This is a genomic window from Snodgrassella alvi (assembly GCF_002777425.1).
In the GTDB taxonomy this organism is placed as follows: Bacteria; Pseudomonadota; Gammaproteobacteria; order Burkholderiales; family Neisseriaceae; genus Snodgrassella; species Snodgrassella alvi_B.
Window position 1 is genome coordinate 149,437 of record NZ_MDVC01000091.1, and the last position, 19,158, is coordinate 168,594.

General features: G+C 45.8%; 23 protein-coding genes and 2 tRNA genes. 14 read left to right on the top strand and 11 right to left on the bottom strand.

The features are described 5' to 3' along the window. The first annotated feature begins 437 nt into the window (after positions 1-437). Both BGI33_RS08825 and BGI33_RS08830 read left to right on the top strand, forming a co-directional pair. Positions 438-513 (top strand) — tRNA-Asn (locus BGI33_RS08825). A gap of 2 nt (positions 514-515) precedes the next feature. Next, positions 516-591 (top strand) — tRNA-Lys (locus BGI33_RS08830). Between the two features lie 124 nt (positions 592-715). On the opposite strand, the gene BGI33_RS08835 is transcribed toward BGI33_RS08830, so the two are convergent. From BGI33_RS08835 to BGI33_RS08885, 11 genes are all read right to left on the bottom strand, one after another. Beyond that, positions 716-1,261 carry a cysteine hydrolase family protein gene (locus BGI33_RS08835; protein ID WP_100090839.1) on the bottom strand — a complete coding sequence of 182 codons (546 nt, stop codon included), beginning with the start codon at positions 1,259-1,261 and terminating at the stop codon, positions 716-718. A 371-nt stretch (positions 1,262-1,632) separates the two neighbouring features. Next, the gene (locus tag BGI33_RS08840) at positions 1,633-2,895 is read right to left on the bottom strand and encodes a Y-family DNA polymerase (protein WP_100090840.1); all 1,263 of its coding nucleotides are present in this window, start codon (positions 2,893-2,895) and stop codon (positions 1,633-1,635) included. After that, positions 2,879-4,276, bottom strand: a complete 1,398-nt coding sequence (locus tag BGI33_RS08845) for a 3'-5' exonuclease family protein (protein WP_100090841.1) — start codon at positions 4,274-4,276, stop codon at positions 2,879-2,881. Before BGI33_RS08845 ends, BGI33_RS08840 begins: the two co-directional genes overlap by 17 nt. A gap of 10 nt (positions 4,277-4,286) precedes the next feature. Next, on the bottom strand, positions 4,287-4,910 hold the full coding sequence (locus BGI33_RS08850; protein ID WP_100090842.1) for a LexA family protein: 624 nt from the start codon (positions 4,908-4,910) through the stop codon (positions 4,287-4,289). Positions 4,911-5,183: 273 nt separating this feature from the next. Continuing rightward, positions 5,184-5,426: a hypothetical protein gene (locus BGI33_RS08855; RefSeq protein ID WP_100090843.1), complete on the bottom strand. Its 243-nt coding sequence runs from the start codon at positions 5,424-5,426 to the stop codon at positions 5,184-5,186. A 36-nt stretch (positions 5,427-5,462) separates the two neighbouring features. Then, positions 5,463-6,068 (bottom strand): Maf family protein, encoded by a 606-nt coding sequence (locus BGI33_RS08860; protein WP_100090844.1) that lies wholly within the window; start codon positions 6,066-6,068, stop codon positions 5,463-5,465. A 150-nt stretch (positions 6,069-6,218) separates the two neighbouring features. Then, positions 6,219-7,211: an acrylyl-CoA reductase (NADPH) gene (gene acuI, locus BGI33_RS08865; protein WP_100090845.1), complete on the bottom strand. Its 993-nt coding sequence runs from the start codon at positions 7,209-7,211 to the stop codon at positions 6,219-6,221. Positions 7,212-7,298: 87 nt separating this feature from the next. Beyond that, complete coding sequence (locus BGI33_RS14235; protein ID WP_373885348.1) at positions 7,299-7,451, bottom strand: TetR family transcriptional regulator; 153 nt, start codon at positions 7,449-7,451, stop codon at positions 7,299-7,301. Positions 7,452-7,557: 106 nt separating this feature from the next. Beyond that, positions 7,558-8,397: an SDR family NAD(P)-dependent oxidoreductase gene (locus tag BGI33_RS08875; protein WP_100090847.1), complete on the bottom strand. Its 840-nt coding sequence runs from the start codon at positions 8,395-8,397 to the stop codon at positions 7,558-7,560. A gap of 38 nt (positions 8,398-8,435) precedes the next feature. Continuing rightward, the gene (locus tag BGI33_RS08880) at positions 8,436-8,960 is read right to left on the bottom strand and encodes a DUF6678 family protein (protein ID WP_100090848.1); all 525 of its coding nucleotides are present in this window, start codon (positions 8,958-8,960) and stop codon (positions 8,436-8,438) included. Positions 8,961-9,006: 46 nt separating this feature from the next. Further along, the gene (locus tag BGI33_RS08885) at positions 9,007-9,966 is read right to left on the bottom strand and encodes a PhoH family protein (protein ID WP_100090849.1); all 960 of its coding nucleotides are present in this window, start codon (positions 9,964-9,966) and stop codon (positions 9,007-9,009) included. Positions 9,967-10,211: 245 nt separating this feature from the next. Here BGI33_RS08885 and hisB point away from each other — a divergent pair, with 245 nt between their 5' ends. From hisB to BGI33_RS08945, 12 genes are all read left to right on the top strand, one after another. Then, positions 10,212-10,805, top strand: coding sequence for an imidazoleglycerol-phosphate dehydratase HisB (gene hisB / locus BGI33_RS08890; protein WP_100090850.1), 594 nt, complete (start codon positions 10,212-10,214; stop codon positions 10,803-10,805). A gap of 485 nt (positions 10,806-11,290) precedes the next feature. Continuing rightward, positions 11,291-11,938 (top strand): imidazole glycerol phosphate synthase subunit HisH, encoded by a 648-nt coding sequence (gene hisH / locus BGI33_RS08895; protein WP_100090851.1) that lies wholly within the window; start codon positions 11,291-11,293, stop codon positions 11,936-11,938. A gap of 51 nt (positions 11,939-11,989) precedes the next feature. Next, positions 11,990-12,730, top strand: a complete 741-nt coding sequence (gene hisA, locus BGI33_RS08900; RefSeq protein ID WP_100090852.1) for a 1-(5-phosphoribosyl)-5-[(5-phosphoribosylamino)methylideneamino]imidazole-4-carboxamide isomerase — start codon at positions 11,990-11,992, stop codon at positions 12,728-12,730. A gap of 151 nt (positions 12,731-12,881) precedes the next feature. Then, positions 12,882-13,208, top strand: a complete 327-nt coding sequence (locus BGI33_RS08905) for a hypothetical protein (protein ID WP_100090853.1) — start codon at positions 12,882-12,884, stop codon at positions 13,206-13,208. A gap of 34 nt (positions 13,209-13,242) precedes the next feature. Next, positions 13,243-14,010, top strand: coding sequence for an imidazole glycerol phosphate synthase subunit HisF (gene hisF / locus BGI33_RS08910; protein ID WP_100090854.1), 768 nt, complete (start codon positions 13,243-13,245; stop codon positions 14,008-14,010). Between the two features lie 53 nt (positions 14,011-14,063). Further along, on the top strand, positions 14,064-14,474 hold the full coding sequence (gene hisI, locus BGI33_RS08915) for a phosphoribosyl-AMP cyclohydrolase (RefSeq protein ID WP_373885344.1): 411 nt from the start codon (positions 14,064-14,066) through the stop codon (positions 14,472-14,474). Positions 14,475-14,519: 45 nt separating this feature from the next. Next, positions 14,520-14,834 (top strand): phosphoribosyl-ATP diphosphatase, encoded by a 315-nt coding sequence (locus BGI33_RS08920; RefSeq protein ID WP_174828401.1) that lies wholly within the window; start codon positions 14,520-14,522, stop codon positions 14,832-14,834. Between the two features lie 84 nt (positions 14,835-14,918). Then, on the top strand, positions 14,919-15,119 hold the full coding sequence (tatA, locus tag BGI33_RS08925; protein WP_100090881.1) for a Sec-independent protein translocase subunit TatA: 201 nt from the start codon (positions 14,919-14,921) through the stop codon (positions 15,117-15,119). Positions 15,120-15,128: 9 nt separating this feature from the next. Beyond that, the gene (tatB, locus tag BGI33_RS08930; protein WP_100090856.1) at positions 15,129-15,605 is read left to right on the top strand and encodes a Sec-independent protein translocase protein TatB; all 477 of its coding nucleotides are present in this window, start codon (positions 15,129-15,131) and stop codon (positions 15,603-15,605) included. A gap of 16 nt (positions 15,606-15,621) precedes the next feature. Continuing rightward, positions 15,622-16,386: a twin-arginine translocase subunit TatC gene (gene tatC, locus BGI33_RS08935; RefSeq protein WP_100090882.1), complete on the top strand. Its 765-nt coding sequence runs from the start codon at positions 15,622-15,624 to the stop codon at positions 16,384-16,386. 105 nt (positions 16,387-16,491) lie between these two features. After that, positions 16,492-18,300 carry a PglL family O-oligosaccharyltransferase gene (locus BGI33_RS08940; protein WP_100090857.1) on the top strand — a complete coding sequence of 603 codons (1,809 nt, stop codon included), beginning with the start codon at positions 16,492-16,494 and terminating at the stop codon, positions 18,298-18,300. A gap of 162 nt (positions 18,301-18,462) precedes the next feature. Then, entirely contained in the window at positions 18,463-19,146 is a 684-nt protein-coding gene (locus BGI33_RS08945; protein WP_100090858.1) for a response regulator transcription factor, read from the top strand. The last annotated feature ends 12 nt before the right edge of the window (positions 19,147-19,158 follow it).

Sequence of the window (19,158 nt, forward strand, 5' to 3'; positions counted from 1 at the left end):
TTGAGCGCAAAAAAAATTGCATAAAGAAAACAAGATAATATTTATCAATCATTGATGAATAAGTGCGGTAGCCATAAGCCCACCACGCTTAGTGGGAAAATAAAATATTTTGCTGTCTGAGCTGTATCGGCTATTAATCATTTTTTATAGTTACCAAAAAGCATTGCTGTTAATCTGGAGAAACCCATCAGTATGCGCTTGAGGTTAATGAATCGGGCAGTATGGTTCCAGATTGGCAGCAAACTGGAACAACAGCAGAAGCAGATAATAGGGCAAATACGATATATCCAGCCGTGCAATTAATAAAGCAAAGCAATAATTGAAATTAAATATCTATAACTACCAAATATTTGCATTATTTATGGCCTGTTTTAGCACAGAAGTAGCCAAAAATGCTTGACGAGTTTAATAATGCTCCCTATAATGCGCTCTTCCTTTCCCTGATAGCTCAGTCGGTAGAGCGACGGACTGTTAATCCGCAGGTCCCAGGTTCGAGCCCTGGTCGGGGAGCCAAAGGGTCGTTAGCTCAGTCGGTAGAGCAGCGGACTTTTAATCCGTTGGTCGAGCGTTCGAATCGCTCACGACCCACCAAAAACCCTTACTTGCTAGTAAGGAGAATTAAACCTCACAGTGGTGAGGTTTTTTTGTATCTACCCAGACCTTAAATAATCTGGCTATTTGTTCATCATCATAATTTATGAGCTAATCAGAATGCTTAGATTATGCTGGCTCCTAAAGTGTTTTGAAAATGTTTTAAAGCCCAGTTGTGTCCTATGGCATCAAAACTGGCAACAGCATGTTGATGGATGACTATTTTATAATTAAGGTTATAAGCATCAACTGCTGTATGTAAAATACAAATGTCGGTACATACTCCAGTTAAATGTATTTCTGTGATGTTTCTTTCACGCAGGCGTAAATCCAGATCAGTGCCACTGAACGCTGAATAATGACGTTTATTTAACCAGTAAACTTGTGGATTAGATTGGTTTATTGTGTACAATTGCTTCAATGAACCATATAAATCTTGCCCCTCTGTGCCAATAATATTATGTGGTAGAAATAATTTATTTTCTGGATGATACTGATCATCTGATTGATGGGCATCAATGGCAAATACTACAAAATCGTCTTGTTCAATAAACGTTCTGGTTACATTTACCATTTCTTTCTCAATTGATTGTCCAGCTAACCCAGTTGTTAGCGCGCCATTTGTGGCGATAAAGTCATTGGTGTAATCAATTGAAATCAGTGCTTTCATATGCTATCCATAAAACGGTTTTGGTAGTTTGAACTTTGTAAGTTATAAATCATTAAATGAGTTTCTTGATATTTTAGCTTTAATTTATTATTCATAATATAAAGTTGTGTGCTAAAAATTATTTAAAATTTCTTGGATGAAAATTTAAATAATTGAGCGGTGGTAATTCATGCCTGATAGATATAAGCATTAACTATGCTTGGAGTATATATGATCACTTATTTCAATATTATTGCGTGAATTTATATCACTATTTAATAGGTCAGAACAGCAAATATTGTTGTTAGGCAAGATTTTTTAATTCTTGAAAACGGAAAATCGGCATTTCAGTATAGTTTTAGTTTTATAAGCAGGAACTGCTGGGTTAATGGTTATACAGTTAATATTTCCAGAAACTGAGTGGTATAGCATGGACTAAGCTGAGTGCGGGTCATGTGCCAGTGGCTGGATTGCAGTTCGCTGCCAAGCTGAATGCTGTTGCGGCCGTAACGGCTGGTGATGTTATCCCATGCGCTCATGAGTTCGGGGCGGTGATTGTGCTCACTAGGGTAGAGTAAATCCTGTTGCTGGAAAGTCTGTGCTGGTTCAATACCGCTTAGTTCGATACCACATTTTTTGTATTCGTGGCCGGGGCGGTAGATGCTGCGTAGCAGATTCTGGGCGATATGGTTTAGGGTGAGGGTGTCGGCACTGGGTTGTGGCAGTTTGATAAACTGGTAGCCGTTGTATTGGGACTGGTCGTGGCGAAAGCGGTTGGTGTAGATAAAAACGCCGATGATATGGGCGTGGCTGTTTTGTTGGCGCAGTTTGGCTGCACCAGCACTGATGTGATGGCTGATGGCAGCTTGCAGGCCGTCAAGGCTGGTAATTATGTTGCCAAAGCTGCGGCTGCGAACGATGTGCTGGCGACTGGCTTCGTTGATGATGAGTTCGCTACAGGGGATGCCCTGCATTTCGCGCTGGGTGCGCTCGAGCACGACGCCGAACTGTTTTCTTAGGGTGGGAGTATGGGCGTTGATGAAATCGAGGGCGGTGCGGATGCCTTGAGCAGCGAGTTTCTGGCCGATTCTGCGGCCGATGCCCCAGATTTCGCTAACAGGTGTGCTGGCAAGGGCGCGGCGCTGGATATTGGGATTCCAGTCTGTCCAGACGATAACGCCGTTGAAATGGTGGCGGTGGCGTTTGGCCAGATGGTTGCAGAATTTGGCCAGAGTACGGGTGGGGGCGATGCCGACGCAGGTGGGGATGCCTACCCATTGCTGGATGCGGTTGCGGATGTTGTGGCCGAGTTGGTGCAGGTTGTTCAGGCCGTGCAGGTCGGCAAAGCATTCGTCAATGGAGTAGATTTCGATGGCTGGCACGAGGGAGGCGATGGTGTTCATCATGCGTCGTGACAGGTCGGCATACAGTTCGTAATTGGAAGAAAAAACGATTAGTTTGCCCTGATGTATGAGATGCTGAATCTGGAAATAGGGGACGCCCATTTTGATGCCGATGTCTTTGGCCTCGCTGGAACGGGAGATGACGCAGCCATCATTGTTACTTAGGACGATGATGGGTTGTTGCTTAAGTTCTGGGCGATAAACTCTTTCGCAGGAGCAATAGAAGTCATTGCCGTCAATCAGGGCAAACATAAGCGGGGTTTAAGGCTTGCAGGCGGTGTTTGTGTTGCTGGATGATTTGATAAACGTCGCGATCCAGTTGGCCTTGTGGCTGGCTGAGGATGGTGTGCAGTTCATCACTGTTGCTGGCGCTGCCCAGATAAATCCAGTGGTAGAAGATGTGGTATTTCTGCCGTTCTTTGATATAGGCATAGCTGGTAAATGGCCATGCAGCCAGTTTGATTTTTTGTAAGGCCAGTGCCAGTTTGAGGTTGTGGGTGGTGGCGGTGATTTTGTTAATGCAGGCTCCGCTGCACTGGTGTAGCTGGTGGCGGAAGCAGGGGCGGTTGCTGCTGCCTTTTTCGATACCAAGAGTTTGCAGACACAGGTCGGTGTTGCTGATGGTGCTTTTGATGGCTTTCTGGGCGTCGCTTTTGCTGTGAAACAGGCCGTAGTAGCGCTGTTGCTGGTTGAACTGGACGTGACGCATAGGCACGATGTTCAGGGTATTGTAGCCGTGTGTGTTGGTACTGAGCTGGAAGCTGAACAGGTCTTTCTGGCGGCGCAGGCGGCGGTTGAGGATAGGCTGGCGCTGTTTGATTTGCGCCGATTCGGTGAGCAGGGCATCCAGTTCGCCACTACAAGGGATAACGTCGATTTTTTTGGCCTGCTGTGACAGGCTCATTTCTTTGCTGTTGTGCACATCCTGACCGAAATGGCTCAGCAGACGGGTTTTGACTTGCTTGCTTTTGCCAATATACAAGGGAAGGTCGTTGTCGCCGTATATAAGGTACACGCCGTAATCGTCGCTGATGTTTTTCAGGGCATCGTTATTGAGATGAGCGGGCAGGCTGGGACGTTGCATAATGGTTTTGCAGGCCTGATGCAGGGTGCTGGCCGGAAAACTGTGTTTGAGCTGCTGCCAGAAGTCGTAGATGGCGCGTGCATCGGCAAAGGCTCGGTGGCGGTTGTGCATGTCGATGTTATGACGGGCAATGATTTTGTCCAGTCCGTGGTGTTTGTGTTCAGGGTAAAGCTGGCGTGACAGTTTGACGGTACATAGTTGTTGTGGATTGAAGGTTCTGCCCAGACGTTTGAAAGCGGCTTTGATGAAGCCGTAATCAAAACGTACGTTGTGAGCAACGAAGATGCGCTTTTTGAAAATGGCGCTGAGCTGGTCGGCAATTTCGTCGTTGAAATGCGGTGCCTGTTCTACCATCTGGTTGCTGATGCCGGTGAGTGCCTGAATGAAAGGGGGAATGCTGGTGTTGGGATTGAGCAGGGTGTGGAAAACCTGTGGCTGCTGCTGGCCGGCTTCGGTGTAGACGACGGCAATTTCGGTAATGCGGTCGCTGGTGGTACGGCCACCGGTGGTTTCGATATCGACAAAGGCAAGTTGCTGGTCTGGGAACATGATTTCTGGGTTAGCGGATGTGTTTGATAACGTAGGTGACTATGCCGACGATGGTAAGGGTGTCGCCTTCTTTAAAGTTGAAGTTGGGATAGGACTGGCTGCTGTTTTCGGAATGCAGTTCGATGCAGCCGTTATTCAGTTTATGCAGGCGTTTGATGGTGAATTCGTTCCCCAAGTCTGCCATGACGATGTCGCGGTGTTTGGGGGTAAGGGAACGATCGATGATGAGCAGGTCGTTGCGGCTGATGCCGGCATCGTGCATAGAATCTCCGCCACAGCGTACGGCAATGGTGGCCGCCTGATTTTTTATCAGATACTGGTTGAAATCCAGATAGTCGCTGATGTAGGGCTCTGCCGGACTCGGAAAACCCGCGGGAATGGTTTCTGTGGCTAAGGGGATGTTTAGCTGGCTGAGGTTGTCGGCTATTTTCCAGCAATCGGCCGGCAGATTTTGTGCTGGGCGCTGCGGGGTATTAGCTAGCTGGCTGATCAGGTGTTCTACTGCGGGTATCAGGCTTACGGGTATGCGTTTGACTATTTTCGGTCCGGCAATTTTAGCTTTGCGTCCGGCACCAGCTCTGGCACCTCCGTGTCTACTGGATTTTGCTGCTGTATCAACCACTAGTATGCTCATCTTGATTAAGTTATTTAATCAAGAATGGTAGGATTTTGATTTTGCTGCGTCAATTATGCTTGCTGTGGATGGCCGGTAATGGTTTGTTTTTTATGCTTTATGCTGATGGATATTACTTGTGTTGATGCAAGTTAACTGATTTTGTAATTGATTGTTTATTTTAAATAATTGTTATTTATTGCTGTTGAATGGGTAGGGTGTGGTTAAGCTGTGTGCGAATTATTTATCCAAGAATAATTTGTTGTTGATAAATTAATATTCCAGATAATGAGCTTACTGCTGTTGCAGGAGAGCGGAAGTGGGTTGGGGTGTGTGGCTATGTGAAGCTGGTGTGCTGCTGGCTGAGGCTATGTGATCTGCAATCTGGTCGAGGGTGGTGATGGTTTCCCGATGGGCACTTTGTACGTTTGACGCGGTGATGGCAGCAGCTTCGCTGGCATTGCGATGGTTTTCGTGATGTGAGCAGGCGGCCATGCAAGTAATGATGAAAACAGGTAGTAAAGAGGAGATTTTCATGATTTTGTGCTGGTATGGGGCTGATTTATTATTTTATTATGTTTGGTTAAGTGGTGTACAGCCACATTGGCTGAGTAGCTGAGTAGTTTCATATACAGGCAGACCCATGATGCCGGTAAAGCTGCCGCTGATGTGTTCGACTAACATGCCACCCAGCCCCTGAATGCCGTAGGCTCCTGCTTTATCCAGTGGTTCGCCGGTAGCAATGTAGGCAGCAATCTGTTCGTTTTGTAAGGAGGCAAAGTGAACGGTGCTGGTTTGCAGGATATGGCTGGTTTGGTTGTGCCAGTAAATGCAAACTGCGGTGTGAACCTGATGCTGACGGCCTGAGAGTAGTTTGAGCATACGGAATGCATCGTCGGTGTTGACCGGTTTGCCCAGAATCAGGTTATTCAGGCTGACGGTGGTGTCGGCGCTGATAAGGGGAAATTCTGGTGGCTGCTGCTGGGTTTGTTGCCATGTGGTAAGTGCAGCGCTGTTTTTCATGCGCGCCATGCGCTGGACGTAATCTGTTGCGTTTTCGCCCGGATAAGGTGTTTCATCAATCTCTGCGGGTAAGCGCAGGACATGGTAGCCAAGATTGGTGAGGATTTCACGCCGGCGCGGGCTGCCTGAAGCCAGATAGATGGTTGGCGGGTTCATTGTCTTGTTTGGTGCAGATAATTGTGTATTGTTTAGGTTTGCTGTGGTTATTTTAACATTGCTTTAGGCCGCATTGTTTGCTGTTGATAATGGGGTATTGTGTTCTGGCAGTGTTGGCTGATGGTGGCTTGTATCTTGTTTGTTGTCAGCTTAACGGTTTACGTCGACGATAAATCGGCCTTTGGTTTGACCATTGATGATGTCTTGTGCAATTTTAGGACATTCGTTCAGGGAAATGATTTGCCCAATGTGTTGTAATTGGTCGGTGTTCAGGTGTTTGGCTAGAAAATCCCATGCGGCAATGCGTTTTGGCAGGGCTGCCATAACGCTGTCGATACCGGCCAGTGTAATGCCTCTGAGGATAAAGGGCGCAACTGTTGCGGGAAAATCCATGCCCTGTGCCAAGCCGCAGGCAGTAACGATGCCGCCATATTGGGTTTGGGCACAGATATTGGCCAGACTGTGTGAACCGAGTACGTCTATGGCTGCTGCCCATTGTTCTTTTTGTAATGGTTTGCCAGCGTAGGCCAGAGTTTTGCTGTCGATGAAATGTTGTACGCCCAGTTGTTGCAGGTAATCTGTATTGTTGATTTTGCTGGTGGCAGCGGTGATGGTGTAGCCCAGCTGGGTGAGCAACATGATGGCAACTGAACCCACGCCGCCGGTTGCACCGGTGATGAGGATGTTGCCCTGTTCTGGGGTAATGCCATGTTCGATTATGCGTTGAACGCACAGAGCGGCTGTATAGCCGGCAGTGCCGATAATCATGGCCTGTTGGGTGCTGATACCTGTGGGTAGAGGGATAAGCCAGTCTGACTTGAGATAGGCATACTGGCTCAGGCAGCCCCAATGGGTTTCACCACAGCCCCAGCCATTTAGAATGACACTGTCTCCTGACTGATATTGTTTGCTGCTGCTGTGAATAATGGTTCCAACGCCGTCTATGCCGGGTATCATCGGCCACTGCCGCACTACTGGACCAGTATTGGTGATGGCCAGTGCATCTTTATAGTTTAAACTGGAATACTGTATTTGCAGCAGGGTATCGCCTGTTTGCTGCAACAGCTCGTCTTCTGCGATGTTCTGGATGTTACAAGAAAACGCGGTCTGATTTTTTTCTAATAGTATGGCTTTAGCTAACATGGTTGGATTCCTGTTGTTGATAACTAGACGGCGAGTTTAATTTTTATTATAGACCGGTTGTCTGGTTGCAATCCATTATGCAGTAGATTAATCGGCTTTCAGGATAATCTTAGCTAAGTTTTTGAAGTGATGGTAAAAATAATTTTTTGATACGCCTGCTTTTTTCAATATGCTTTCAATATTTGCACTAATGTAGCTATGTGTGGTCATCACTTTTACGCTACTGTGGATAAGGGCGATTCTGGTGTTGTAGCCTTAGCGGGATCATGGTTGCGTACTGGATGGTTCTGTCATGGCGGTAAAATTTTTGTTTGCTGTAAAGATAAGAGGGCTGGTTGATTCAGTGTTACTTTCCCTGCTTGCTGACGGCAATACGACACAGCCAGTCCAGCCAGCTAATGGGTAAGAGCTTTTTTAAATACCAGAATAAATGTGCCGGTACGGTAACTGGATAGCGTGCTTTGGGTTTGCGGGCATTCAGGGCGCGTGCGCAGACGCTGGCGCATTGTTCGGCAGTTAATGTAAATGGTGCTACAGCACCAGCAGTTTGCAGGCGGTTGAGCTGCGCCTGATAGGCGGCACGATGTACGCTATTTTCAACATCTATATACTGTTTGAATTTGACTAGTGCATTAGGACGGAAGCGGGTGGCAATTGGCCCGGGTTCGAGCAGGCTGATATGGATACCGCTGGCATGAGTTTCCTGCCGCAGGGTGTCGCATAATCCTTCCAGTGCGAATTTGCTGCTGATGTAGGCACTGCGCCATGGCATGGCTGCATAGCCCAGTATGCTGGAGTTAACCAGAATGCGGCCATATTGCTGGCGGCGAAAGACTTTCATGGCTGCATTGATGCATTGCCAGGTACCAAATACATTGGTGTTGAACTGCTCCTGCAAGGCTGTGCGGCTGATGTCTTCGGCAGCACCAGTCTGGCCATAGCCAGCATTGCAGAATAAGGCATCCAGTCGGCCGAATTCAGTGATTACGGTTTCGATAGCGGTCTGTATTTGTTCGTCATTGGTGATATCCAGTTGCAGACTATGAAAACCTTCGGTACGTAAGCGTTCTACATCTTCTGTGCGACGGCAGCTTGTATAGACGCGCCAGTTGTCCTGACGCAGTAATTGTGCTGTGGCGTAGCCAATGCCACTGGAGCAGCCGGTGATCAGGATAGTTTTTTGCATGTTTATACTTGGTTGAAGTCTGTTTTAACGGTTCTAGTTTAACATGCTGGATGGCATGTATTTTCTAAGGTTGTATGTTTAGCCTGTTTATATCCATAAAGGGTAAAGATGTTGTCTTCTTCATCATAAGGGATACGCAGGCGTTCAAGGATTGCTCTGAATGCAGTGGTTTCATCAATGATTGCATCGGCAATTAATCTGCCTCTATGCTGGCTTAGTTGGGGTCGAACTTTCAGCCACTCAATCATAAAGAGTGGAGGCATACCTTCATAATAGTAGTTACTCCAGTCACCTAGCCAGTATGGTACTTCGTTTAAGCAGGCGTGACAGGTTTTATCTTTATCTGTGATACAGCGCAATACATAGGGCGGTTCAAAAGTTAAGCTACTCACAGCATGCTGCAATTTAATCCATTTGAGGTCATTCATCATAGGAATAAATTGTTTTGCTACTATGATTTCCATTACTTTCTGTTTTAGTTTTTGTATGTCTTTATGCACTGTTATGTAATGCTTATACTCATTATATAAGGAAGTTATATTATTTAAATCATTGAATTCCATTATTTAGGTTAAATATGCTGGTTATTTCGATAAACACCATTGTGGATTATTGCTCCTTTTCGGCCGCAGCATCATAGGCATCTACGATTTTCTGCACCAAAGGATGGCGGACTACATCTTCGCTGGTGAAAACGTGAAAATAGATGCCGTCAATGTTGTTGAGCTTTTCGCGTGCGTCTTTCAGGCCGCTTTTGATGTTTTTGGGCAAGTCAATCTGGCTGGTATCACCGGTGATAACTGCCTTGGCACCAAAACCTATGCGGGTGAGGAACATTTTCATTTGCTCGGGTGTGGTATTCTGGGCTTCGTCCAGAATAATATAAGCGCCGTTAAGTGTACGTCCGCGCATATAGGCTAAAGGGGCGATTTCAATCAGCCCTTTTTCCAGCAGTTTGGTGACGCGGTCAAAACCCATCAGGTCGTAGAGGGCATCATATAGGGGGCGCAGATATGGGTCGACTTTCTGTGCCAGATCACCGGGCAGAAAGCCCAGTTTTTCGCCGGCTTCTACGGCAGGACGTACCAATACGATGCGTTCTACCTGATGTTTTTCGATGGCATCTACGGCAGCGGCTACGGCCAGATAGGTTTTGCCGGTACCGGCAGGACCCAGACCAAATACCACATCATGTTTTAACAATGCCTGTATATAGCCATTCTGGCGTGGCGTACGGCCACCGATATTGCCGCGGCGGGTGCGTAATGTCCAGACTTTGGGCTCGTGATGTTCTGTATCTTGATGAGCGCTGGTTTTGGCTTCTACTGCGGCCAGTTGGATGTCGCTATCGTTCAGATCGCGCTCCCGTGCGATACTGGCTAGATTTTCCAATGCTTTGATTCCTTGGCTGATTTGTTTTCCAGTTAAGGTAAAATGGTCGAAACGGCGGGTAATTTCAAGATTCAGGGCTTTGCCCAGACTGGTAATGTGCTGGTCTAGTGCACCACACAGGCGTTGCAGGGTTGTGTTGTCTATTTGTTCAAGCTGATAATGGCTGGTTTGACTCATGATTACGCTGAATGAAATTAAATAATTATTAATTAATATGTAGTCAAGCTGGTCGAAAGCAAGGGTGAATTGTCGGATAATGTTATGTCTGGTAATGGCGCTGTTTTTAAGATTATATGATGAGAAATGATTAGGCGGCCTTGTTGGTAAACAGAAGTTAGTATAGATTGTGCCTGTAAATGGAGGAATACTGCTGGCAAGTTGAGCTAATAGGCATATAAATGATTTTATGAATGGATAATTGCATGCGAACTGCGAAGATTACACGTAACACCAGCGAAACAAAAATACAGATAAGTATTAATCTGGATGGCACTGGCGTAGGGAATTTTGATACTGGGGTACCCTTTCTGGAGCATATGCTGGATCAGATTGCCCGCCACGGGCTGATTGATCTGGATATCCGCTGTCGCGGAGATGTGCATATCGATGACCATCATACGGTTGAGGATATAGGTATTGCGCTAGGGCAGGCGCTGAAACAGGCTTTGGGGGATAAGTGCGGGATTACGCGTTATGGCCACAGTTATGTACCTCTGGATGAGTCGTTAAGCCGGGTGGTGCTGGATTTATCCGGCCGGCCGGGGCTGGTGTATAACGTTGAGTTTTCCCGTGCTTTAATCGGACGTTTTGATGTTGATTTATTCAGTGAGTTTTTTCATGGTTTGGTGAATCATGCGATGATGACGCTGCATATTGATAATTTGCGTGGTGTGAATGCGCATCATCAGGCTGAAACGATTTTCAAGGCATTTGGCCGTGCGCTGCGGATGGCGGTGGCTGTGGATGAGCGCATGACAGGGATGATGCCATCAACCAAAGGTACACTGACTGCTTAATGTTATTGAGTGAATAGTCTATCCGTTAATGTATACATTAACGGATAATTTTATTTGGGCTTCTGGTAATTATATTTTTGATATTGCTGTTTATTTTTATAATATGTGGTGACGGTCAATAGGTGAATTGTTGCAAATAGAAAATTGATTATAATTAACATGTATAAATAATATTTTTATTTATATATTTATTTGTTTATTTGTGATAATGTTTGACTGTAAAATCTGGTGGCTGTAATACTGGTTTTTTGCCGGTTCTGGAGTCATTACTAATAGGTGGCTGGTGCTGTAGGTGTGCTTGATAAAGATAAATGAAACTGTCAGTTGGATAACAAAACCAGTGTAGCCGGTATTGGATTAATTAGTATGATTGACAGTAAGAATGGACAGTTTCTTTAGGGAGAGTTCGTTAATTATAATCGGATTCCCAGTAAGTTTTGTTCAATATAGGCTCAGTGGATTTTAATAAAAATAAAGATGTGAAGATGAAAGTAGCCATTGTCAATTATGGTATGGGTAATTTGCATTCGGTTCTGCAATCGGTACAGGCAGCCGGTCAGTTACAGCAGATGCAGGCAGAAGTTATTCTGACGGCCGAACCGGATAAGATATATACGGCAGATAAAATTATTTTTCCTGGTCAGGGTGCCATGCCGGACTGTATGGCTGCTTTGCAGCAAAGCGGGCTGGCAGAGGCACTGACAGATGGTTTACGGCGTAAACCGTTTTTTGGTATTTGTGTTGGTGCCCAATTGCTGTTTGAATTCAGTAAGGAAGGTGATACTGCCGGATTAGGCTGGTTTCAGGGAACTGTACCGCGTTTTCAGATTGCTTTAAATGCAGATGGAAAGCCGCTGAAAATACCCCATATGGGCTGGAATCGTGTACATCAGACGCAAAATCATCCTTTGTTTGACGGGGTGGCACAGGATGAGTGGTTTTATTTTGTTCATAGCTATTATCTGTTGCCGCGAGATTCGTCCATTGTTATGGGCAAGACAGACTATGGCAATGATTTTGCCTGTATAGTGGGTAAAGAGAATGTTTTTGCTACGCAGTTTCATACTGAGAAAAGTCATGTGGCCGGTTTGCAGTTGCTGGGTAATTTTTTGCGGTGGGATGGAACGCTTTAGTTCAATTTAATGGTAGCGGTGTTTAACTCGTAAGTGTAATGCGAATTTGATATGTTATTAATTCCTGCAATTGATTTAAAAGGTGGGCAGTGTGTACGCCTGCAACAGGGACTGATGGACAAGGCCACGGTATTTTCTGATGAACCGGCAAAGATGGCTATGCACTGGTGCCAACAGGGAGCCCGCCGTTTGCATTTGGTAGATTTGGATGGTGCTTTCGCCGGTAAACCGGAAAATATGATTTCCATCAAATCTATATTGGAACAAGTGGCGGATAATGTGCCGGTACAGCTCGGAGGTGGTATTCGTGATTTGCATACTATTGAACGATATTTGCGGCTGGGACTGAGTTACGTCATTATCGGCACTGCTGCGGTAAAGAATCCACAGTTTGTCCGGCAGGCATGCGCTGCCTTTCCGAGGCAGATTATTGTCGGACTGGATGCTAAAGATGGTATGGTTGCGATTGATGGCTGGGCGACGGTGACTGATTTGCATGTGACTGAACTGGCTAAACGATTTGCAGATGATGGTGTTAACAGTATTATCTATACGGATATTGGCCGTGACGGAATGATGGGCGGTGTTAATATAGATGCTACAGTGAAGCTGGCTCAGGAAGCTTCTGTGCCCGTGATTGCATCTGGTGGTGTAACCAATATGGCGGATATAGAGGCGCTCTGCGCGGTAGCCGGGCAGGGAGTTGTTGGTGCTATTGTTGGGCGTGCTATTTATGAGGGTTCACTTGATTTGGCAGTAGCCCAGCGCATGGCTGATCAGGATAAATGTTAGTTCCTGGCTTTTTATACATACAGCAAGGTATCAGATAATCTGATTCTGGCAAAAAATATTGATAATAATTGTTTGATACTTGGGATTGTTGGAAACTGGTGTAATTTATTTAACAATAAATAATAAGTACAGTAATTAGGGAGGCAATGTAGTGATTAATATATTTGGTGCGCTGATATTGGCGTTATGGTTATTCCTGACAATGAACCGCCCACGGCAGATTTTTTTTGAGGCCAGTATATTTATTATGGTTATGATGGGGGTAGACTGCATTATGCAACATGCCTGGCCAGATGTGAACAATGCCTGGTTAGTGGGATGGATTGTGCAGTGGATTTATGTGTTTATTGTCATGTGGCTATTTGATATTGTTTGCCTCAGTAACGTAAGTGCTGCGATTTATTCGATCATGGTAGGTGTTGCCTACTATTATTTACAGCTGAATATACCTGCTCTGGTTGAGCATTTGCTGAAATAATTATTGCTATTGCATAGCTGAGAAAGATAGTATCATGGCTTTAGCCAAACGTATTATTCCCTGTCTGGATGTTGATAATGGACGTGTAGTGAAAGGGGTTAATTTTGTTTCCCTGCGCGATGCCGGTAATCCTGTGGAAATAGCTCAGCGCTATAATGATGAAGGTGCAGACGAGCTTACTTTTCTGGATATTACAGCCAGTTCAGATAATCGTGATACGATTTTACATGTTATTGAGGCAGTGGCCCGCCGGGTATTTATTCCGCTGACCGTGGGCGGTGGGGTGCGTAGTATTGAAGATGTACGTCGACTGCTCAATGCGGGTGCAGATAAAGTATCGATTAATACGGCCGCAGTGACAAATCCGGAACTGGTTAACGAAGCCAGTGCATTTTTTGGCAATCAGGCAATTGTTGTGGCGGTAGATGCCAAGGCTGTAAATGCTGAAAATACGCGCTGGGAGGTTTTCACTCATGGCGGGCGCAGGCAGACTGGTTTGGATGCGGTAGTCTGGGCACGGGATATGGCATTGCGTGGGGCTGGTGAGATTCTGTTAACCAGTATGGATCATGATGGTACCAAAGCCGGTTTCAATTTACCTCTTACCCGAGCTGTAAGTGATGCTGTTAGCGTACCGGTAATTGCATCCGGTGGTGTGGGCAATATTGAGCATCTGATTGAAGGTGTGCTGGTAGGTCATGCTGATGCCGTGCTGGCGGCCAGTATTTTTCACTTCGGTGAAGTGCGTATTCAGGATGCCAAAATGGCCATGAAACATGCAGGTATTGAAATGCGTGTATAGTTCAGGCTTGATGGTGGTTGTATGTTTACCTGAAAATAAGGACAATTGCTGTGGTGAATACGCTGGATGCGGTAAAGTGGGATGATAATGGTCTGGTTTGTGCAGTAGTGCAGGACAGACATACTTTGCGTGTGCTGATGGTAGCATGGATGAATGCAGAGGCCTTGCGCCAGACGATAGCTACGGGTTTCGCTCATTATTATAGCCGTTCGCGGCAGCAGCAGTGGATGAAAGGCGAACAGTCTGGCCATACGCAAAAAGTATATGAACTGCGTCTGGATTGTGATGGTGATGCTTTGGTGCTAATGGTTGAACAGCACGGAGGTATTGCCTGCCATACTGGACACGCCAGTTGCTTTTATCGGATTTACCAGAATGGTAACTGGCCAAGTACTGAATCGGTTATCAAAGATGAAAATGAAATATACATCCGTTCTGCTCAAAGGCAGACGGATAATGATTAAAAAGAGAACAGGATGACACAGACGCCAGAAGCAGTAGATGTAGCGATGGTATTAAGTGAGCTGGCTGATGTGCTTGACGCCAGACGTCAGGCTTCACCGCAAACTTCTTATGTTGCGCAGTTGTTGCAGAGCGGTGAAGATAAAATTCTGAAAAAAGTCATTGAAGAGGCAGGTGAAGTGCTGATGGCATCCAAGGATGGCGACAGGCAGCATCTGGTTAAGGAAGTGGCTGATGTTTGGTTTCATACCATGGTGTTGCTGACTTATCATCAGATACGGGTTGAGGATGTATTGCAGGAATTGCAGCAGCGACAACATATTTCTGGATTGACAGAAAAAGCCAGTCGTCAGCCGCAGTAATTACAATGTATTTTAAATATGCGCTGCTGTAAATAAATGGCGGGCGCATGTTTTTTTTTGGCAGTTGAAGTAAAGGATAGTATTATGGGCAGCTTTTCAATTTGGCATTGGGTAGTGGTATTGCTGATTGTGGTACTGATTTTCGGTACCAAAAAGTTACGCAGTCTTGGTAAGGATTTGGGCGGTGCAGTACATGATTTTAAGCAGGGACTGAATGAAAGTGATCGGGAAAATGCAAAAAAGGATGATGTAATCGAATATAATAAAGACGACAATAAAGCATAGAAGACGTTTATGTTTGGTCTGGGCTTTGGTGAAATTTTACTGATTGCCGTGGTAGCACTGGTGGTACTTGGGCCGGAACGGCTGCCCAAGGTAGCGCGCAGCGCTGGTCTGTGGGTTGGGCGTATTCAGAATTTCATTAGTAATGTGAAAACCGAACTGAGCCAACAGGCCGGTGTGGCCGAATTCAGGCAGGCACGTGACAGTATTGAGGCGACCGCTCGTTCTTTTGAGCAGGATATTAACACCAATGTGCGCAGTATTCGTGGTGAGGTGGATACACTCAGGCGCCAGCTGGCCGAAGATGAACAACAGATGGATACAGACAGTATGTCCGTATTACCACAACCGTTGCATAACTGTCGCGCAGCGGTAGCAGAAGCACCATTGCTGCATCGGGTTTCCTTACGCCGACAGGCTTTACAGCGCCGGCGGGATATGCGGCCACGGCGTAGCATAACCCCGAAATTGCGCGTGCGCCGACATTGATGGATGAATGATTGTGATGCCGGTTGATGAAAATACCGAATTGACGCTAATTGATCACCTGCTGGAATTGCGTCGCCGCTTGATGTGGATTCTGGGTATTCTGTTGCTGTGTTTTGCGCTTATGGTGCCTTTTGCGCAGAAAATTTATACTTTTGTGGCTGAGCCTTTAATGGCGAACTTACCAGCCGGGCAGCATATGATTGCCACCGAGGTAATTGCGCCATTTTTTGTACCGTTAAAAGTAACATTGATGGCGGCATTTTTGCTGACGTTGCCGCATACGCTGTATCAAATCTGGGCTTTTGTTGCACCAGGCCTGTACAGACATGAAAAACGCTTGATTTTGCCACTGTTAATTGCCAGTGTATTGTTGTTTGCGCTGGGAATGGCATTTGCCTACTATCTGGTTTTTCCGGTTATCTTCCGTTTTCTTACTGGTATTACCCCTATTGGGGTCAGTATGGCGACCGATATTGATAAGTATTTGTCCTTTATTTTGGGTATGTTTGTGGCATTTGGTGTAACATTTGAGGTACCGGTATTGGTGATTCTACTAAACAGAATTGGGTTGGTATCAGTTATGCAGTTAAGAAAAGCCCGTGCTTATGTCGTAGTAGGGGCTTTTGTAGTGGCAGCTGTGGTAACGCCGCCAGATGTTTTATCACAAACCTTGCTGGCCATTCCGCTGATACTGCTTTATGAGGTTGGGATTCTGGTATGTCGCTGCCTGGGTGGTAACAGGAAAGAGACAGCTTTATCTGTCCAGTCGCGGAGACAATAAATTTTTTATTACTTTATACTGAAATAAACAGGCTGCCTGAAAATTTTCAGGCAGCCTGTTTATAAATACTAAGCCAGTTGACGACATTGTTCGTTGGAGAATTGTATGAATCAGTCGCAAATTGATTCGTGTCCAAATATTTACCGCTCATCCACTCTGATCTGGTGGCTGGGGATGCTGACTTTATGCATCGTGCCATTTATGTCGAGCTGGCGTGTTGGTACGCTGTCAAGTTTCTATCTGGAAGCAGGAACATTATTTTTTGCACTCTGTCTGGCCGGGCTAACAGTGCTGACACGCAAAACACGGTTTTCCCTTCCTGCTACTAGTATCGGACTATTATTACTTGCCGCTCTGCTGGTACTACAGGCACGACTAATGCACCTTCCTTATGCCAGCCAGTCTGACCTGACTGCGCTGGTGTTTGTGGTGCTTGCTATGCTGGCCTGGGCAGCACGCGACTGGGTGATTCGCATTGGTCAGACTCAGGCGGTAACGATTCTGGCCATGGCTCTGGTACTGGGGGTATTGTTGCAATCGCTGGTATGTGTGATGCAGTTTACCGGTGTGACTGGCTGGATACCGGGGGTATTGCGCGGCCCAGGTAATCATTATATCTATGGGCAGTTGGCACAGCGCAATCATCTGGGACATTATCTGATGTGGGGTGTGCTGGCCTTGTGTTTTTTGTGGCAACAGCGGCGTCTACCTAACTGGTTGGTATGGCCATTATTAATCTGGTTTACCGGTGTGATGGGACTGATTGGTTCACGTACGATTATTGTGTATGTGCTGGTTATTGGGCTGTCACTTTTTTTCTGGCGCTGGCGTGCCGGTGCCGCAGCAAATCGTTTGTTACTGATGCTGGCCACAGCTATCGGACTGGTATTGCTGTTTCAGCTGATATTGAGTCCTTTGTTTGAAATGTTGTTGCATATCAATTTCCAGTCTGGTACAGCGCGGCTGGAGCAGGGTGGATTTGCCCAGTCTGGACGCCAAATGGAATGGCATAAAGCGTGGCTGATATTCAAAAGTGCACCCTGGTTTGGCTATGGCTGGGGCAGTTATGCTTATCAAGGTTTTGCCATTGCTGATATTTATCCGAATGGATTTCGCCAGTATGAAAATACAGTACTGTTTACGCATTGTCATAATCTGGTACTACAATTACTGGCGGAAACAGGAATCATCGGATTTTTAATTGCTACTATCGGTTTTATCTGGGCAATCTGGCCACATTTGCACAAAGGATTTAATCCAGCCTCGATTGTGCTGGTGAGTATGATTCTGGTGTCTTTATGTCATAGTATGCTCGAATATCCGTTGTGGTATAGCTATTTTCTTGCTGTTTTTATACTGCTTATCGCATTGACACCGCTATCACAGGCTCAGCAGACACAATCTGCCCGGCCAGCTTCCGCTCAGGCAAACCAGTTTTGGGCTGTATTAGCGTTGCTGTTTATGACATTGATGTTGTGGCAGATGTTGTCCTATCAACGTTTTTTAAAAGTCCGTGCTAATCGTGACCTGCCACAGGTAGAACAAATAAGTCGTATGCAAGATTTGCGTAAGCGAATGTATTTTATGCGTTATTATATTGACATGGCTATTATCGAAAAACTTAATGTTACTGATTCTTTTTTACCTATGTGGGGTAAACAGGCTGCATTGCTCTCTGGCCGGTATCGACCTTACAGCAACACTTTTATGCGTGGCCTTTACTTACAGCAGGAGCATCAGAATGAAGCTGCGCAGCAGTGGTTTAGTCAGGTAAGTCATTATTATCCGAGATTAGTTCCTAATTTTATAAGCAGAATCAGACAGCAGCCTCAGGCAGTGGCAGTGATACCACAGTTACAACAGGATTGCCTGAAATATCAGCAGCAAAGCACTCAGAAAATGAATTGTTTATAGGGTTTAGACAGATATTTAACATAGTGGTTTTTAATGAAAAAGTGAGCAAAAGACTTGCCACTGTAAAGATAATTTCAACCTACATGTTAAGATACAAAGTGTAAATAAAGTAAATGCGTTTGTAGTGTATACAGACTGTGCACTTACATTTAGGAGGATGATATGAATCGTGTATTATTAATTGATGACGATAACTTGTTGACTGAATTACTCACTGAATATCTGACAGCAGAAGGGCTGGAAGTGAGTCGTGTCGCCGATGGTGAAGCCGGTGTTAAAGAAATTTTAACTGGTCAGTATAACGTGGTGGTGCTGGATTCCATGATGCCGAAAATGAACGGTCTGGATGTTTTGAAAACCGTACGGGCACAAAGCAAGATACCGATTATTATGCTGACAGCCAAAGGTGACGATATTGATCGCATTATTGGTCTAGAAATGGGTGCGGACGATTATGTACCGAAACCTTGTCAGCCACGTGAGCTGCTGGCACGTATCAATGCGATTTTGCGCCGTACGCACCAGAGTCACGACAGTGACCAGAATGGTATTCCGAATAGTATTGCAGCCAGTGGTGTAGTACTGTATCCGGCCAAGCGTCAGGTTACCATCGAGGAAGAACCTCTTGAGCTGACCAGTACGGAATTCAATCTGCTTGAAGTACTGATGCGCCATGCCGGACAGGTAGTAAGCAAGGAAACCCTGTCACTGGAAGCATTGGAACGTAAGCTGGCTAAATTTGATCGCAGTATTGACGTTCATATTTCAAGTATCCGGCATAAGCTTGGCAATGCCAGTCTGATTCAGACCGTACGTGGTCTGGGTTATTTGTTTGTTAAAAATTGAACCAGAATACAG

Excerpts from the sequence above, each read along its gene's own strand:
- BGI33_RS08835 (WP_100090839.1), bottom strand. The coding sequence starts at position 1,261 with ATGAAAGCACTGATTTCAATTGATTACACCAATGACTTTATCGCCACA.
- BGI33_RS08840 (WP_100090840.1), bottom strand. The coding sequence starts at position 2,895 with ATGTTTGCCCTGATTGACGGCAATGACTTCTATTGCTCCTGCGAAAGA.
- BGI33_RS08845 (WP_100090841.1), bottom strand. The coding sequence starts at position 4,276 with ATGTTCCCAGACCAGCAACTTGCCTTTGTCGATATCGAAACCACCGGT.
- BGI33_RS08850 (WP_100090842.1), bottom strand. The coding sequence starts at position 4,910 with ATGAGCATACTAGTGGTTGATACAGCAGCAAAATCCAGTAGACACGGA.
- BGI33_RS08855 (WP_100090843.1), bottom strand. The coding sequence starts at position 5,426 with ATGAAAATCTCCTCTTTACTACCTGTTTTCATCATTACTTGCATGGCC.
- BGI33_RS08860 (WP_100090844.1), bottom strand. The coding sequence starts at position 6,068 with ATGAACCCGCCAACCATCTATCTGGCTTCAGGCAGCCCGCGCCGGCGT.
- acuI (WP_100090845.1), bottom strand. The coding sequence starts at position 7,211 with ATGTTAGCTAAAGCCATACTATTAGAAAAAAATCAGACCGCGTTTTCT.
- BGI33_RS08875 (WP_100090847.1), bottom strand. The coding sequence starts at position 8,397 with ATGCAAAAAACTATCCTGATCACCGGCTGCTCCAGTGGCATTGGCTAC.
- BGI33_RS08880 (WP_100090848.1), bottom strand. The coding sequence starts at position 8,960 with ATGGAATTCAATGATTTAAATAATATAACTTCCTTATATAATGAGTAT.
- BGI33_RS08885 (WP_100090849.1), bottom strand. The coding sequence starts at position 9,966 with ATGAGTCAAACCAGCCATTATCAGCTTGAACAAATAGACAACACAACC.
- hisB (WP_100090850.1), top strand. The coding sequence starts at position 10,212 with ATGCGAACTGCGAAGATTACACGTAACACCAGCGAAACAAAAATACAG.
- hisH (WP_100090851.1), top strand. The coding sequence starts at position 11,291 with ATGAAAGTAGCCATTGTCAATTATGGTATGGGTAATTTGCATTCGGTT.
- hisA (WP_100090852.1), top strand. The coding sequence starts at position 11,990 with ATGTTATTAATTCCTGCAATTGATTTAAAAGGTGGGCAGTGTGTACGC.
- hisF (WP_100090854.1), top strand. The coding sequence starts at position 13,243 with ATGGCTTTAGCCAAACGTATTATTCCCTGTCTGGATGTTGATAATGGA.
- BGI33_RS08920 (WP_174828401.1), top strand. The coding sequence starts at position 14,520 with ATGGTATTAAGTGAGCTGGCTGATGTGCTTGACGCCAGACGTCAGGCT.
- tatA (WP_100090881.1), top strand. The coding sequence starts at position 14,919 with ATGGGCAGCTTTTCAATTTGGCATTGGGTAGTGGTATTGCTGATTGTG.
- tatB (WP_100090856.1), top strand. The coding sequence starts at position 15,129 with ATGTTTGGTCTGGGCTTTGGTGAAATTTTACTGATTGCCGTGGTAGCA.
- tatC (WP_100090882.1), top strand. The coding sequence starts at position 15,622 with ATGCCGGTTGATGAAAATACCGAATTGACGCTAATTGATCACCTGCTG.
- BGI33_RS08940 (WP_100090857.1), top strand. The coding sequence starts at position 16,492 with ATGAATCAGTCGCAAATTGATTCGTGTCCAAATATTTACCGCTCATCC.
- BGI33_RS08945 (WP_100090858.1), top strand. The coding sequence starts at position 18,463 with ATGAATCGTGTATTATTAATTGATGACGATAACTTGTTGACTGAATTA.